The 15,270-nt window shown below is 36.8% G+C and carries 13 protein-coding genes and 5 tRNA genes; 11 read left to right on the top strand and 7 right to left on the bottom strand.

The features are described from left to right. The first annotated feature begins 2 nt into the window (after positions 1-2). Genes A9501_RS01670 through A9501_RS01645 form a run of 6 tightly spaced genes read left to right on the top strand, consistent with a single transcriptional unit; the run spans position 3 to position 3,627 of the window. Entirely contained in the window at positions 3-611 is a 609-nt protein-coding gene (locus A9501_RS01670; RefSeq protein WP_065264682.1) for a host cell division inhibitor Icd-like protein, read from the top strand. Continuing rightward, positions 604-975 (top strand): hypothetical protein, encoded by a 372-nt coding sequence (locus tag A9501_RS01665; RefSeq protein WP_005656483.1) that lies wholly within the window; start codon positions 604-606, stop codon positions 973-975. Before A9501_RS01670 ends, A9501_RS01665 begins: the two co-directional genes overlap by 8 nt. Further along, positions 965-1,165: a hypothetical protein gene (locus A9501_RS01660; RefSeq protein WP_065264681.1), complete on the top strand. Its 201-nt coding sequence runs from the start codon at positions 965-967 to the stop codon at positions 1,163-1,165. Before A9501_RS01665 ends, A9501_RS01660 begins: the two co-directional genes overlap by 11 nt. Next, complete coding sequence (locus A9501_RS01655) at positions 1,155-1,361, top strand: hypothetical protein (protein ID WP_065264680.1); 207 nt, start codon at positions 1,155-1,157, stop codon at positions 1,359-1,361. Before A9501_RS01660 ends, A9501_RS01655 begins: the two co-directional genes overlap by 11 nt. Beyond that, positions 1,348-1,848, top strand: a complete 501-nt coding sequence (locus tag A9501_RS01650; RefSeq protein WP_065264679.1) for a hypothetical protein — start codon at positions 1,348-1,350, stop codon at positions 1,846-1,848. The genes A9501_RS01655 and A9501_RS01650 overlap by 14 nt, the downstream gene beginning before the upstream one ends. Before the next feature lie 3 nt (positions 1,849-1,851). Further along, the gene (locus A9501_RS01645) at positions 1,852-3,627 is read left to right on the top strand and encodes a DNA primase family protein (protein ID WP_065264678.1); all 1,776 of its coding nucleotides are present in this window, start codon (positions 1,852-1,854) and stop codon (positions 3,625-3,627) included. Between the two features lie 128 nt (positions 3,628-3,755). On the opposite strand, the gene A9501_RS01640 is transcribed toward A9501_RS01645, so the two are convergent. Together A9501_RS01640 and A9501_RS01635 are read right to left on the bottom strand one after the other, a co-directional pair. Continuing rightward, a complete protein-coding gene (locus A9501_RS01640) occupies positions 3,756-5,015 on the bottom strand; it encodes an integrase arm-type DNA-binding domain-containing protein (RefSeq protein ID WP_065264677.1) in 1,260 nt (419 codons plus the stop codon). A 190-nt stretch (positions 5,016-5,205) separates the two neighbouring features. Further along, a tRNA-Val gene (locus tag A9501_RS01635) sits at positions 5,206-5,282 on the bottom strand. Between the two features lie 230 nt (positions 5,283-5,512). On the opposite strand from A9501_RS01635, the gene pyk reads away from it, so the two are divergent. The 4 genes from pyk to pgi all read left to right on the top strand — a co-directional run bounded on the left by pyk (position 5,513) and on the right by pgi (position 11,345). Next, positions 5,513-6,949 (top strand): pyruvate kinase, encoded by a 1,437-nt coding sequence (gene pyk / locus A9501_RS01630; protein ID WP_065264676.1) that lies wholly within the window; start codon positions 5,513-5,515, stop codon positions 6,947-6,949. A 132-nt stretch (positions 6,950-7,081) separates the two neighbouring features. After that, positions 7,082-8,497, top strand: coding sequence for a replicative DNA helicase (locus A9501_RS01625; protein WP_257006477.1), 1,416 nt, complete (start codon positions 7,082-7,084; stop codon positions 8,495-8,497). Between the two features lie 9 nt (positions 8,498-8,506). Beyond that, entirely contained in the window at positions 8,507-9,589 is a 1,083-nt protein-coding gene (gene alr / locus A9501_RS01620; RefSeq protein ID WP_065264675.1) for an alanine racemase, read from the top strand. A 106-nt stretch (positions 9,590-9,695) separates the two neighbouring features. Continuing rightward, positions 9,696-11,345: a glucose-6-phosphate isomerase gene (gene pgi / locus A9501_RS01615; protein WP_065264674.1), complete on the top strand. Its 1,650-nt coding sequence runs from the start codon at positions 9,696-9,698 to the stop codon at positions 11,343-11,345. Positions 11,346-11,417: 72 nt separating this feature from the next. On the opposite strand, the gene A9501_RS01610 is transcribed toward pgi, so the two are convergent. Then, positions 11,418-13,265, bottom strand: coding sequence for a UDP-glucose:protein N-beta-glucosyltransferase (locus A9501_RS01610; protein ID WP_065264673.1), 1,848 nt, complete (start codon positions 13,263-13,265; stop codon positions 11,418-11,420). Between the two features lie 310 nt (positions 13,266-13,575). Here A9501_RS01610 and fbp point away from each other — a divergent pair, with 310 nt between their 5' ends. After that, entirely contained in the window at positions 13,576-14,580 is a 1,005-nt protein-coding gene (fbp, locus tag A9501_RS01605) for a class 1 fructose-bisphosphatase (protein WP_048954010.1), read from the top strand. A gap of 215 nt (positions 14,581-14,795) precedes the next feature. Here the strand turns inward: fbp and A9501_RS01600 are convergent. The 4 genes from A9501_RS01600 to A9501_RS01585 all read right to left on the bottom strand — a co-directional run bounded on the left by A9501_RS01600 (position 14,796) and on the right by A9501_RS01585 (position 15,186). After that, positions 14,796-14,870, bottom strand: a tRNA-Gln gene (locus A9501_RS01600). A 46-nt stretch (positions 14,871-14,916) separates the two neighbouring features. After that, positions 14,917-14,991, bottom strand: a tRNA-Gln gene (locus A9501_RS01595). A gap of 28 nt (positions 14,992-15,019) precedes the next feature. Further along, positions 15,020-15,104: transfer RNA gene (locus tag A9501_RS01590), tRNA-Leu, on the bottom strand. 5 nt (positions 15,105-15,109) lie between these two features. Further along, positions 15,110-15,186: transfer RNA gene (locus A9501_RS01585), tRNA-Met, on the bottom strand. Positions 15,187-15,270 lie beyond the last annotated feature (84 nt).

Here is a 15,270-nt window from a genome sequence, read left to right as displayed (position 1 = left end):
AAATGAACTTAATTCATAAATATTCTAATCAAATTAGAAATATTTTCAATAAACATTTACAAAACCCTACTTTACAAAGTGCGGTGAAATTTGGCATTATTTTCTCGCAATCAGAAAAAGTGATTGCCAGCCGTGAGAAGCTGATTTATTTACTGGCGAACGATAGCACGCCATTAAACCGTGCTTTTTTTGTTCGTGACATTCGCACACCTAAAGAATATGCGGATTTTGTTTTCAATCTAAATCCGATCATTCTCCCAATGGTAGAGCGTAATGGGCAACCCTTAGTGGTTGGCTGTTTTCCAGTAAAGGCAGTTTCTCACCCTGTTATGCTCTACCGCCCGACCGTGAGAAGTCTAGCGGTAGATTCTGAAAATCTTTTACTGGAATCTACGCAAATGTATCAATTCATTTTTGCGCTTATTCGCGCACCTCAAATCAAAATCAGACTTCTTGCCGATAATGAACAACAAGCACGCTCACGTTTTACCGATGGCGACACCTTGTTATTCGTTGGCAGAATTAATCAAAACCCATTCAAAAACAACCGCACTTTAGCGGTACTTCCTACCCTTTCTGTATCTGCAGCACAAGGGGGCGCAAATGTTTAATCAATCAATTTTATCTGCACTACAAGAGATAGCGGAATTTAATGACATTAACAACTACAAGCAAATCCCTGTACCAATAAGCAAGGAAAAATTAACAGACTTGTGCAATGAATCTGAAATGTTATGTGAATCTATCGAATATGGATTGATGCACTTAGGCGACTTAATGCAAACCTTAGGCAATCTTGCCGACACAGAGCAGGATTTTACACGCGAGGCAATGAGTAACGATAACGTGAAACATATCGGGGGATTAATCAAGGCAAATGCCTATCTACTCAATGCGTTAAGAGAAACCGCTAGCTTAAGCGAATATTATCTTGCTGGTGGCTTAGATGGGGAGATTGAAAGAAATGATGATTAAACCGAACCTACCCTATCAATTAATCTTTGTTTATGACGATGGCGACCAATTCATAGCGGGCGAATATGGCACGCTTAGAGAGGCGTTACAGGCAAAAATTAGATGTAAGCACGAAATAGGACAAGCTGATATTTGCGGTCGAGTGTTAGAAGTGATCACGATTTTGAAAGGGGAAGACAATGAAAGCTAAAAAAATCAAAGCATTCAAAGCGCCATATACACCGACACCAGAGCAGTTAGAGAAATCTTACAAACGTATTAAACAATTCTTAGCCTTTGCAGAAGATTATCTACACTCTGGACACTACAAAGGTCTGGCGGTATCAATCGAACAAATCAAGAAAGCAGCAACAATTAGAAAGGTGGCACAACATGAAACCAAGTAACCCAATGCAACAACTTCAACAATGGAAAGATAACCGCAATGCAAATCTGCATTCTGCTAACACCAACAAGCCCAATTCTGGACTGGTTAAAAATCTGCAAGGAAACGCAGGTAGCGAGATTAAAAACAAATATCAAGGGAAACTCTACGCTAATCCATTAGCCTTTAAATTCGCCCAGCTCACACGCCAATTCAAGTTTATTTTAGATAGCAACCGTAAATGTTTAGAAGTCTATCCTGATGACTTCCATCACAAAATAAAGTTTAGAGATGAACTTACTGATTTAGTGGTGAGATTAAAAACAGGCGGAAAGTTATTTAATGAAATGGTTAAGACGCAAGGTGCAAAACTTAGCTCAAATAACCAAGAAACAATCAGAAACTTTAATCAAGCTAATGACTACTTAATCCATAAGTTCGGTGAAGTGATAAAACAGATTGAGCAGTTACAAGTTGAAAACATGGAAAAACAAAAATTACAGGAATAAATCATGGCACGATTAATTAATGCACCGCACCTTGCGGATCAAGTTCATGAACCTTACTCCGATATTTTTATTCTTGCTGGGCGTAAAGCCTGGCAAGCATGGGATAACGGAAAGGGTGAAGAATGGCTCTTGTTATGTTCTTTAATTCACGGATTAGATAGAAATATAAAACCAGTTATTCTTGCTGAAAAACAATTAGAGAATATTTCTTCTATCCGCATAGTAAAAGAAGATCAACGATCAGTAAAACTTGTTCAATATGGTGAACTAGCACAAGCTGAAATAACGGCTATTTGTCAAAACTTAGCTAAAAACTCTGATGCGATAGAAGTCAAACTTCTTGATGCTGCAGCGCAGACTAAAGAAGATTTAAGTGGTTATATTCAACGCTTACGCAATGATAAAGATACTGCAGATCTCGCAGAGAAATTAGTACCGCCAGAGAAAGTGAAAGATAGCGATTGGGCAGATAAAAAAGCACGCGCACTTTCTAAATATCTAGGCTTTGATTTTGGGTATATACCGCTCACAAAAGAAACGCTAACTTATAATGGCATAAGTTGGGATCGATACGATGAGGGAAATTTAATCAGTGGTGCAGTTCGTTTTTTTGAAGAAAACAATCTTAGATATAACGCTAATTCAATTGAATTAACAGTAAAGACGTTGAAGATTCAATCTACGATACTAGGTTCACCAAAACAAGGTTTATTAGCCTTTAAGAATGGGGTTCTTGATAGAAAAACGTTAGAGTTTTCAGAGCATTCTAAAGAAAACTGGCTTTTATCGCATATTCCTCATGATTATATTAATAAGAGACAACCAACGCCCAATTTTGATAAGTGGCTTGACTGGGTAAGCGATGGTAACCAATCAAAACAAAATGCAATTTTGGCCGCGTTCTATATGATTCTCACCAATCGTTATAACTGGCAAATGTATTTAGAAGTTACAGGGCATGGCGGAAGTGGGAAATCAGTATTTGCTAAATTAGCTAAAATGTTAGTTGGTGAACAAAATATTAGTGCTGCATCTTTAGAAGATTTTGAAGACCCTAAAGAAATGGATGGATTCGAGGATAAACTATTATTAATTTGTTCTGAACAACAAGCATATGGCGGAAAAGGTTCTGGATTAAAACGAGTAACAGGTGGCGATGATGTTCGAATAGATAAAAAATATATATCTAGATTTACCACCGTCATTCCCGCGGTTATCTTGGTAGTGAACAATGAGCCAACAAAATTTACTGATAGAACTGGTGCGATAGAGAGACGGAGAGTTATTTTTTCTTTTGATAAAATCATCCCAGAAAAAGATAGAGATCCTGATTTGATGGACAAAATAGCAAGTGAAATCAGTGCTATCATTTACAAGATAATCCACTCCTTTAAGCATCCATTAGAGGCAAAGCAACTTCTAGAGCAGCAACAAAAAAGTGATGAGGCGTTAAAGATTAAAATCAATTCCGACCATATCACTTTATTTTGCAGTCATCTCTACACTACAGAAGAAGAAAATGGGCTTGGGATCGGTAACGCAAAGATGCGCAGTCGTTTTAGAACTCACCTTTATCCTGCTTATTTAGAATTTGTCGATGCGATAAACCATGAATACCCGATAAGTTATAACAACTTTACGAGTGCAATCAAACAAGGGTTGATTCAAAATAGAAACCCGATTGATTTCAAGAGTAAAAAGTCCACAGGTGGAGTATTTAAAACAAATGTTCACTTCAAAAACTTTGATGAGTTTTTTAATGAATATTTACAAAAATAATAAAATTGAGGGCGAAAGCCCTCTTTTTGGTTAATTAAAGAGGGGAAATAGTGGAGAGATGGACACGTGGAGACACACTGATTTTCAAGTATCCACTCACCCAACTATATGATTTAAAACAATAAAATTTAAAAAAATGGATAGTGGAGGCAAAAAATCAAAAAATAAAACTTTTTTTTATTTTTTTGACAACACTCTACAAAATTACTCCATAATTGCATCACTGGGCGGCGGAGTTCTACATAATCATAACGATTATATGCTTGGCTTGTTTTATCTCCGACACGATGAGCGAGACAACTTTCGGCAAGACGAAAATCAACAGCCTGATTCTCCAAAAATGTTCTAGCTATCGATCTCAATCCGTGAGCATCTTGAATCCCTTTATAACCTATCTTTCTCAATGCATTAGCTATTAGTTCTTTACTAGCGGAATGATTTGGCTTGCTATAATGAGAAAAAACAAATTTATTATCTCCAGTAATAGGCTTTAACTCTTCCAAAATTTTTAACATTAAAGAAGAAAGCGGAACAACATGAGGAAATTGCCCCTGTCTTGTTTTTTTCATTTTGATTGCTGGAATAGTCCATAACTTCTTATCAAAATCAATTTCAGACCATTCAACAGAAACAGCCTCTGCTGGACGCACCATTGAAAGCAATTGCCAAAGGAATAGCATCTTAGTTAAATAATCCCTATTTGAGTTTCTAAAATCATGTAATAGTTTCGGCAATTCCTCTGGTTTAATTGCGGGATGATTCTTTTGCGGCTCTTTGTGATAAGCATCTGCAGCTTTTATACAAGAATTAAAAGGCATTAATCCTAGCGTTACTGCATAATTCAAAATTTGATTAGATAAATTCAACAGTCGATGCAACGTATCATTAAACCCTTTTTCATATAGAGGTTTAACCGTTTTAATCAGTAAAGGAGAGGTAATATCATCAATAGAATAGTTACCAATCTGATTAAAGATATATTTTTCTAGCCTGGCCCAATTCTTTTCCATAGTTAAAGGCTCAACTTCCCTACTTCTCTTTTCCTTCCAAAGCAACGCGACTTTAAAGAAGGTATTTTCATTCTCTCCTCTAGCGATTCTCTCTTGTTCTTTTTCATGTTCTTGAGGATCGATTTTTTGAGCTATCAGAGAAAGCCATTCTTCACGCTTTTGACGAGCCAATGAAAGACTTATAGAAGGATAAGTACCAATAGTAAAAGATGTTCTCTTGTTCGTGATTGGGTGGTAATAGTTAAAAATCCACGCCTTAGCTCCTGTTGGTTTTATGCGTAAAAAAAGACCTTTACCATCAGTTAAATTGTATTCCTTAGCCTTTGGTTTAGCCTTATCAACTTCAGTATTTGTAAGGGGTTTAGTAACACGAGGCATCATTTTTCCTTAGTTTTAGTAACAAGCTTTTTAAAGTTTAGCATCTTGTTACTAAACTTGTTACTAAAAACAGCGATTAAAAACAATTAAAGACGATTAGATATGAGGGGTGAAAGTGCTATAAACCCTTGTAAAACCTGAATAAAACAAAACCCCGCGATTAGTTTCGCGGGGTTATGAAAGGGTTAGATGGTGCGACTAGCTGGACTCGAACCAGTGACCCCCACCATGTCAAGGTGGTGCTCTAACCAACTGAGCTATAGTCGCACTGCATAAAGTGCTAGGAATTATAAATATTTTTAATCTGAAAACAAGTATTTTTCTTAAAATCCGATATAACTGACAAAAAAATAAACAGTATTGCCTTAAATAACCGAGCCGTTTTTGATTTCCCTAATTTTTAAGCGTATAATGCGCACCAATTTTTTCATCTGGCTAATATATAGCCAAGTAAAAATAGTATCTTTAAAATTTTGTAATTATTGACGGAGTAAATAATGTCTAGAAGACTAAGAAGAACGAAGATTGTATGTACTATGGGCCCATCAACTGACCGTGATAACAATCTTGAAAAAATTATCGCAGCGGGTGCAAACGTAGTTCGTATGAACTTCTCTCACGGTACACCTGATGACCATATTGAACGTGCTGAGCGTGTACGTTCTATTGCGAAAAAATTAGGTAAAACTGTGGCAATCTTAGGTGATTTACAAGGTCCTAAAATTCGTGTTTCTACCTTTAAAGACGGTAAAATTTTCTTAAACATTGGTGATAAATTCATTCTTGATGCAGAGTTACCAAAAGGTGAAGGCACACAAGAATCTGTTGGTCTAGACTATAAAACCCTTCCACAAGATGTTGTTCCTGGCGACATTCTTTTATTAGATGACGGCCGTGTTCAATTAAAAGTATTATCAACTGATGGGGCAAAAGTTTTTACTGAAGTTACTGTTGGTGGTCCATTATCAAATAATAAAGGTATCAACAAATTAGGCGGTGGCTTATCTGCTGATGCATTAACAGAAAAAGATAAAGCAGACATTATTACCGCTGCACGCATTGGCGTTGATTTCTTAGCTGTTTCTTTCCCTCGTTCAAGTGCTGACCTAAATTATGCGCGTGAACTTGCACAACAAGCTGGTTTAAATGCAAAAATCGTTGCTAAAGTTGAACGTGCAGAGACAGTATCTACTGATGAAGCGATGGACGATATCATTTTAGCATCTGATGTAATCATGGTTGCTCGTGGTGACTTAGGTGTAGAAATCGGCGATCCTGAATTAGTCGGCGTACAGAAAAAATTAATCCGTCGTTCACGTCAATTAAACCGTGCGGTAATTACAGCGACTCAAATGATGGAGTCAATGATTAGCAATCCAATGCCAACTCGTGCTGAAGTGATGGATGTTGCAAACGCAGTATTAGATGGTACTGATGCAGTTATGCTTTCTGCAGAAACAGCGGCTGGTCAATACCCTTCTGAAACAGTAGCAGCAATGGCCGGCGTATGTTTAGGTGCAGAAAAAATGCCAAGCATTAACGTTTCTCGTCACCGTATGGATAAAGAGTTCGAAACCATTGAAGAATCTGTTGCAATGTCTGCAATGTATGCAGCAAACCACATGAAAGGTGTTGCAGCAATTGTCACTTTAACTAGCACAGGCCGTACTCCATTATTAATGTCACGCATTAGCTCTGGCTTACCGATCTTTGCTTTATCTCGTAATCAAGAAACTTTAAACCTTTGTGCACTATACCGTGGCGTAACTCCAGTTTACCATGGTGAAGATAGCCGCACAGAAACCAGTGCAAAAGTAGCACTTCAATCATTAAAAGAAAAAGGTTACTTATCTACTGGTGATTTAGTGCTTGTTACTCACGGTGGTCAAGGTGCGACACAAACCAACGTATGTCGTACATTAATTGTTGAATAATCAACAATCTAGATACATTAAAATGAAAGAGCGGTGGATTTTTCCACCGTTTTTTATTTCCTTTTTCTACCGCACTTTTCACTTAAACCTAATAGATATTTGCGGTATCATAGATGACATTCTAGTATCGAAATAAGTCCTATGGCATCACAACCTCAAATCAAATCTTCTGACAAAAAAACGGCACAAATAAGTATTCCACCACACTCACTTGAGGCTGAACAAGCCGTATTGGGTGGCATCATGCTGAGCAATCAACATTGGGACGGCATTGCTGAACGTGTGATTGCTGACGATTTTTATACTTTTCAGCATCGTCTAATTTTTACAGAAATGGAACATCTCATGCGTAATCAATCGCCTATTGATTTAATTACGCTAGATCAAGCCTTAAGAAGCCGTGGTGTAAGCGATGAAGTGGGGGGATTTGCCTATCTAGCAGAGCTTTCCAATAATACGCCGAATGCCATTAATATTTTGGCTTATGCGGATATTGTGAGAGAAAAAGCCATATTACGAGAACTTATTTCGGTAGGAAATCGAATTGCTGAAAATAGCTATTCTCCCAAAGGACAAGACATCAAGTTAATTCTTGATGAGGCTGAGCGTGAAGTCTTTGCGATTGCAGAAAAACGGACAACTTCTAGCGAGGGCCCACAAAATGTGATCAATGTGCTGGAAAGTACTATTGAAAAAATCGATATTTTGAGCAAACTTGAAAATCATTCAGGCGTAACAGGCATTACGACTGGTTTCACCGATCTTGATAAAAAAACGGCAGGTTTACAGCCTTCTGACTTAATTATCGTTGCGGCACGTCCGTCAATGGGTAAAACTACTTTCGCTATGAACCTTTGCGAAAATGCCGCAATGGCAAGTGAAAAACCTGTTTTAGTATTTAGTTTGGAAATGCCAGCAGAACAAATTATGATGCGTATGATCGCATCGCTTGCTCGCGTTGATCAAACTAAAATTCGAACAGGTCAAAATTTAGATGAGATCGAGTGGAACAAAATTGCCAGCGTAGTTGGGATGTTCAAGCAAAAAAATAATCTTTATATCGATGACTCTTCAGGCCTAACGCCTACCGATGTTCGTTCTCGCGCACGCCGAGTTTATCGTGAAAATGGTGGATTAAGTATGATTATGGTGGATTATTTGCAATTAATGCGCGCACCCGCATTTTCAGATAACCGAACACTAGAAATCGCAGAAATTTCTCGCTCCCTCAAGGCGCTAGCCAAAGAATTACAAGTGCCAGTGGTCGCCCTTTCTCAGTTAAATCGTACTTTAGAACAACGTGCGGATAAACGCCCTGTAAACTCAGATTTACGTGAATCAGGCTCCATAGAACAAGATGCTGACTTGATTATGTTTATTTACCGAGATGAAGTCTATAACGATAACTCGGAAGATAAAGGTGTTGCAGAAATTATTATCGGTAAACAGCGTAACGGCCCGATTGGTCGAGTGCGGTTAAAATTTAATGGACAATTCTCACGCTTCGACAATCTCGCCGAACAACGTGAATATCATGATGATTATTAAGGAATAACAATGAATGTAAAACCGGCGACAGCGAAAATTAGCTCGCACGCCTTAAAACAAAATTTAAAAATAATTAAACAAAAAGCACCAAATAGTAAAATCATCGCTGTGGTTAAAGCAAACGCCTATGGTCACGGTGTTGTGTTTGTCGCATCAACTTTAGAACAAAATGTAGATTGCTTTGGCGTGGCTCGTTTAGAAGAGGCTTTGGCATTACGCTCCAACGGCATTACTAAACCAATTTTATTGCTTGAAGGCTTTTTTAATGAACAAGATTTGCCCGTCTTAGCGGTCAATAATATCGAAACTATCGTACATAATCGTGAACAATTGGAAGCACTAAAACGTGCGAATTTACCAAGCCCAATTAAAGTTTGGTTAAAAATAGACACAGGCATGCATCGTTTAGGTGTTGCATTAGATGAAGTGGATTTTTTCTATAATGAACTTAAAAAACTTCCATATATTCAACCGCACTTAGGCTTTGTCAGCCATTTTAGCCGCGCTGATGAATTAGAATCCAATTATACGCAACTTCAAATCAAGCGCTTTTTATCCGCCACAAAAGATAAACAAGGTGAACGTACTATTGCTGCGTCAGGCGGCATTCTTTTCTGGCCTGAATCTCATCTGGAATGTATCCGCCCTGGTATTATTATGTATGGCATTTCACCAACTGATACCGTCGGTGCTGAGTTTGGTTTAACGCCAGTGATGAATTTAACTTCATCATTGATTGCTGTTCGCAACCATAAACAAGGTGAGCCAGTTGGATATGGTGGCATTTGGACTAGTTCACATGATACAAAAATCGGCGTTGTGGCTATTGGCTATGGCGATGGATATCCTCGAGATGTGCCTGAAGGCACGCCTGTTTATTTGAATGGTCGTATCGTGCCTATCGTTGGAAGGGTTTCAATGGATATGTTAACCGTTGATTTAGGACCTGATAGCCAAGATCAGGTAGGTGACGAAGTAATTCTATGGGGTAAGGAATTACCTATTGAAACCGTAGCTAAATTCACAGGAATTTTAAGCTATGAGTTAATTACAAAATTAACGCCGCGTGTTATAACTGAATATGTTGATTAATCTGTTAATCACTGCATTTTCTGAAAAGAGGGATTCACTCCCTCTCTAATAAAAATCCCAGAAAGTGCAGTTAAAATTTTGATTATTTTTAATGAAAGGAAATACCATGAAAAACATTAACCCGACTAACACCCATACGTGGAAATCTCTCGAAGCACATAAAGCTGAATTGTCAAACACCTCCATCCAAGATTTATTTAAACAAGAAAAAAATCGTTTTGACGATTATTCTTTAACATTCAATAACCAAATTCTTGTAGATTTTTCCAAAAATAACATCAACCAAACCACCCTTTCACTTCTTCGCCAACTTGCTCAAGAATGCGCTCTTGATAGCGCAAAAGAAGCCATGTTTACTGGTGAAAAAATCAATCGTACTGAAAATCGGGCTGTACTACATACCGCACTTCGCAATCGCCCTAATACTCCAGTGCTTGTTGATGGTAAAGATGTTATGCCTGAAGTCAATGCAGTGTTAGCTAAAATGAAAGATTTCTGTCAGCGTATTATTTCTGGCGAATGGAAAGGCTATACAGGCAAAGCGATTACTGATGTAGTGAATATTGGTATTGGTGGCTCTGACTTAGGCCCTTATATGGTAACCGAAGCGCTTCGCCCATATAAAAATCACCTAAATATGCACTTTGTTTCAAATGTCGATGGCACACACATTGCAGAGACCTTAAAAAAAGTCAATCCAGAAACAACGCTTTTCTTAGTGGCATCGAAAACTTTTACCACTCAAGAAACCATGACAAATGCGCAAAGTGCACGTGATTGGTTACTGAAAGCAGCGAAAGATGAAAGTGCGGTTGCAAAACATTTTGCAGCATTATCAACCAATGCTAAAGATGTAGAAAAATTTGGTATTGATACCAATAACATGTTTGAATTTTGGGATTGGGTTGGCGGTCGTTACTCTTTATGGTCGGCTATTGGTCTTTCAATTGCACTATCAATTGGCTTTGAAAACTTTGAAGAGTTATTGAATGGCGCGCATGAAATGGATAAACATTTCCGCTCTACTCCAATTGAAAAAAATATTCCAACCACTTTAGCATTAGTTGGTTTATGGAATACCAATTTCCTTGGTGCACAAACAGAAGCGATCTTGCCTTATGATCAATATTTACATCGCTTTGCGGCTTATTTCCAACAAGGTAATATGGAATCAAATGGTAAATATGTGGATCGTGATGGCAATGTTATTAATAATTACCAAACGGGTCCGATTATTTGGGGAGAACCAGGTACAAACGGACAACATGCGTTCTATCAATTAATTCACCAAGGCACCACTTTAATTCCTTGTGATTTTATCGCACCGGCTCAAAGCCATAACCCATTGGCAGATCATCACAATAAATTGCTTTCTAACTTCTTCGCACAAACAGAAGCATTAGCATTCGGAAAAACAAAAGAGGAAGTCGAGGCTGAATTTGTAAAAGCGGGTAAATCTTTAGACGATGTAAAAAATATTGTTCCATTTAAAGTATTCACGGGTAATAAGCCAACTAATTCGATTCTCGTTCAAAAAATCACACCATTTACCTTGGGGGCATTAATTGCTATGTATGAACACAAAATCTTCGTACAAGGTGTGATTTTTAATATCTTTAGCTTCGATCAATGGGGTGTAGAATTAGGCAAACAACTTGCAAACAGAATTCTTCCTGAATTAACAAATTCTGAAAAAGTAGCAAGTCATGACAGTTCAACCAATGGGTTAATTAATCAATTTAAAGCATGGCGTTAGTTTTTTAATATATAAATAATCTGCACTCTAATTACTGATAGATAATCAGATTTTTAAAGTGCAGATTAATAATTACAATTTTAATTCATTTACTCTCTCTAATAGTACTCTCCCCAAAGGACTTGGATCGCCTATAAAAAGTGTATTCAATCTATTATTTTCGATAATGTGTTGACGTAATTTAAGTCGTTCTCTATGATTTTCTGCAAGACTAACAGCACAATCAATGTATTCATCTATAGTTTTAGCTATAAGCCATTCAGATAAACCTAAACGTTTAAATAAACCTTCATCAATATGCTCATGTACTTCTATACCAGTTTTACAAACGCCTACTAAGCCCAAAGTAACCATATCAATGATGCCATTGGTATTGCCAAATGGAAATGGATTTAACATCATATCGCATTGACCTAAAATATTGAGATATTGATGATAAGGCGCATGAGCATAAGCTGTTGCACTATCCCCTAAATAGCTCTCAATAAACCACTTAACATAGGGATGGGTGATACCTAAAGATTGACCTAAAGCAAAGTGAAAATGTATTTTTACTTTAGCTCTATCCCGAATCTCTCGTAGAGTCTCAAGAAATTTAGGGTTCATTTTCATTGTCGTTGCAGCAATACCAATATTGACAATCTCTGGATCTTCTCTAAGTAAATAGTCTACTTTTTCTGGCGCTAATGCTGATGGTACATAAGGTAATGAATCTTTTGGTAAACGTATTAAGGTTTCACTAAAACAATCTTCCGATCCCACATAATCATCCTCTACAATTACATATTCAATAAAATCAGAATATGTAGTTGCAGGGTGCCCTAGCGCAATCGCTTGAATTGGAGCAAGACGTGTATTACTTGCAAAAATGGTGATTAAATCCATCCCAATACTTGGCATATAAAACACTGCCGCACCATATTCTTCACATGTCCGACTAATAAACTCAAGATTCTTTAGAATACTATTCCCTTCAAGTTGAAAAAACTCATCAAATACATCACGCCCAGCTTTATCAACCTCTTTTCTCCCGATGCCAATTAAATAAAATCGTTCACGAGCGGCAATCATTGAAGTTGAATGAGTACGGTAAATTGAATGAGCTGAATTAAAATGCTCTAGTAATACAATCATTACTGGCTTATCATTATAACGCCCCAAAGAAATTATCTTACGATCTTCCCACCCCTGAGCTAATAAATGTCCCCGAATCACTTTATTTAAAGCTCGCTTTACATAGTGTTTATTACTTGCAAAATCATAACTACAATGCATATAAACATCATGAGAAATACCCGAAGGTAATTCATCTAAATTCTCAAACTCTGCTAATTTTTCAGGAAACCACTGTAAAATAGCAGCTCTCTTATTAAATGCCGTACTTGTTCCAATAAAACGAGGTGATTGCAATGCAAAACAAAGTGAAGCACAAAGCGCTTTGTTAATTTCCCAGAGTGCATTTAAATCTACATTAATATTTGATTCTGGCAAATATAAAATACAGAATTTTGCGAATGACGAAAAATCAGTCTTTAAACACATATCACCTTTAGGATCAGGATTAATATTATAAGTTCTTAAAATATGATCTGCATTAACATAAGGGGAGGTTGAAAAAATCATTGTCAACCAACGTTGTAAAGTAATAAAACGCAGTGCTCCACTTTCTGAAATATGTAAATCAGGATCTATAAATAAATTAGTTACTGCATTTGCAACGCGTGTACAAAAATACGTCAAATGTTTTTCCGATAAATCAGAAAGCTGTTTTGGATAATCGAATTGTATTCCTTCAATTCCACCAAAATTACAATCAAGTTTAGTTAAAATTTTTATAAGTTCTAAACAAGCTAGTTCATAATTTTTAGCTGAGATTTCTTGTTCTAAACGATTAACACTAGGTAGAATTTCTTCTGACATATATATCCTTCTTACATTAATCAATATTATGTTCTCGTTATATTTTTACCATTCTATTGAAATCTTAAGATGAAATAAATAAAAATTCATAGACTATAAAAATGCAGTACCCATTATAGTAATAAATTTTATTATTGAAAAATTGACTAATTGTAGATTAAATATATCTATAATGATTGATTGACCATTATAGCCTGTTTGATTAAATGTTACTAATATGTGATCTTGATCACATTTTTACACTCTTTCATTAGCATTATTTTCACTATTTTTCTATAATTAAGTCATAATTAAAGACTAAAGGAAAATTATGAAAACATTAAGTGAATTTATTGTAGAACGGCAAGCTGAATACCCTAATGCAAAAGGGGAGTTAAGTGGAATTTTATCGTCAATACGATTACTTGCTAAAATTATCCATCGTGATATCAATAAAGCGGGCCTAACTAATATCCTTGGACAATCAGGTATAGAAAATGTGCAAGGTGAAAGCCAAATGAAGCTAGATTTATTTGCACACAATACAATGAGAGCAGCCTTAATGGCACGAGAAGAAGTCGCGGGATTTGCATCAGAGGAAGAAGAAAGCTTTATCGCTTTCGATACAGAACGTGGTCGCAATGCAAAATATATTATATTGACAGATCCTCTTGATGGTTCATCTAATATTGATGTAAATGTATCTGTCGGAACAATTTTCTCTATTTATCGTAGAGTTTCACCAATTGGTACACCAGTAACATTAGAAGATTTCTTGCAACCTGGAAATAAACAAGTTGCTGCTGGTTATATTGTTTATGGTTCATCAACAATGTTAGTATATACCACTGGTAACGGAGTTAACGGATTTACCTATGATCCATCAATCGGCACATTTTGTCTTTCTCACGAAAATATGCAAATGCCAAAAGATGGACGTATTTATTCTATTAATGAGGGACAATATTTGAAATTTCCTCAAGGTGTAAAAAAATATATCAAATATTGTCAAGAAGAAGACAGAACCACTAACCGTCCTTATGCATCTCGCTACATTGGATCGCTTGTTGCTGATTTCCATCGCAACTTACTTAAAGGTGGAATTTATATTTACCCAAGTGCAACTAATTACCCGAATGGTAAGTTACGCCTACTTTATGAAGGTAATCCTATAGCCTTCTTAGCCGAACAAGCAGGAGGAATTGCGAGTGATGGTTATCGTAGAATTTTAGATATAAAACCAACTGCACTTCATGAACGAATCCCATTATTTGTCGGTTCAGAGAAAATGGTGAAAAAAGCGCAAGAAATGATGGAAGAATTTAAAGAAAATTAAGAGATCTTTCATCAAATCCTTTTTATTTCTTAATCTTAATATAAATGGGGGGAGGACATCCTCCCATATTATTTTCAACATCAGATGAGCTTGAATACAACTGATCTAGATAACAATATAATCTATTTTATGACTATCTTACTTACTAAATTTCTAAAAATAAATTATTTGTTTAGCTTAGTAAACAATATCAAATAGTAATAATACAGGAAATATGGCTGGGGTACTAGGATTCGAACCTAGGGATGCCGAGATCAAAACCCGGTGCCTTACCGCTTGGCGATACCCCAACAGAGAAATCTTTGATTAGATATAAAGAAGATTTATTTGATAGCATGGCTGGGGTACTAGGATTCGAACCTAGGGATGCCGAGATCAAAACCCGGTGCCTTACCGCTTGGCGATACCCCAACTACTATTTGACTTACAAAGCGATAAATGGTGCGGGACGAGGGACTTGAACCCACACACCTCTCGGCGCCAGAACCTAAATCTGGTGCGTCTACCAATTTCGCCAGTCCCGCAAATCTGGTGGCTACAGCGAGATTCGAACTTGCGACCCCAACATTATGAGTGTTGTGCTCTAACCAACTGAGCTATGTAGCCATTACCTTAATTTGCCTAACCATATCGGCTTTGCGGGGCGTATTATGCTGATTTTAAGAGACCTCGTCAAATACTTTTTTGAAA

The sequence above is a fragment of the Haemophilus sp. CCUG 66565 genome, assembly GCF_001679495.1.
In the GTDB taxonomy this organism is placed as follows: domain Bacteria; phylum Pseudomonadota; class Gammaproteobacteria; order Enterobacterales; family Pasteurellaceae; genus Haemophilus; species Haemophilus haemolyticus_K.
Note: the sequence above shows the minus strand (reverse complement) of the source record. Positions and strands in the feature narration are given on the sequence as shown.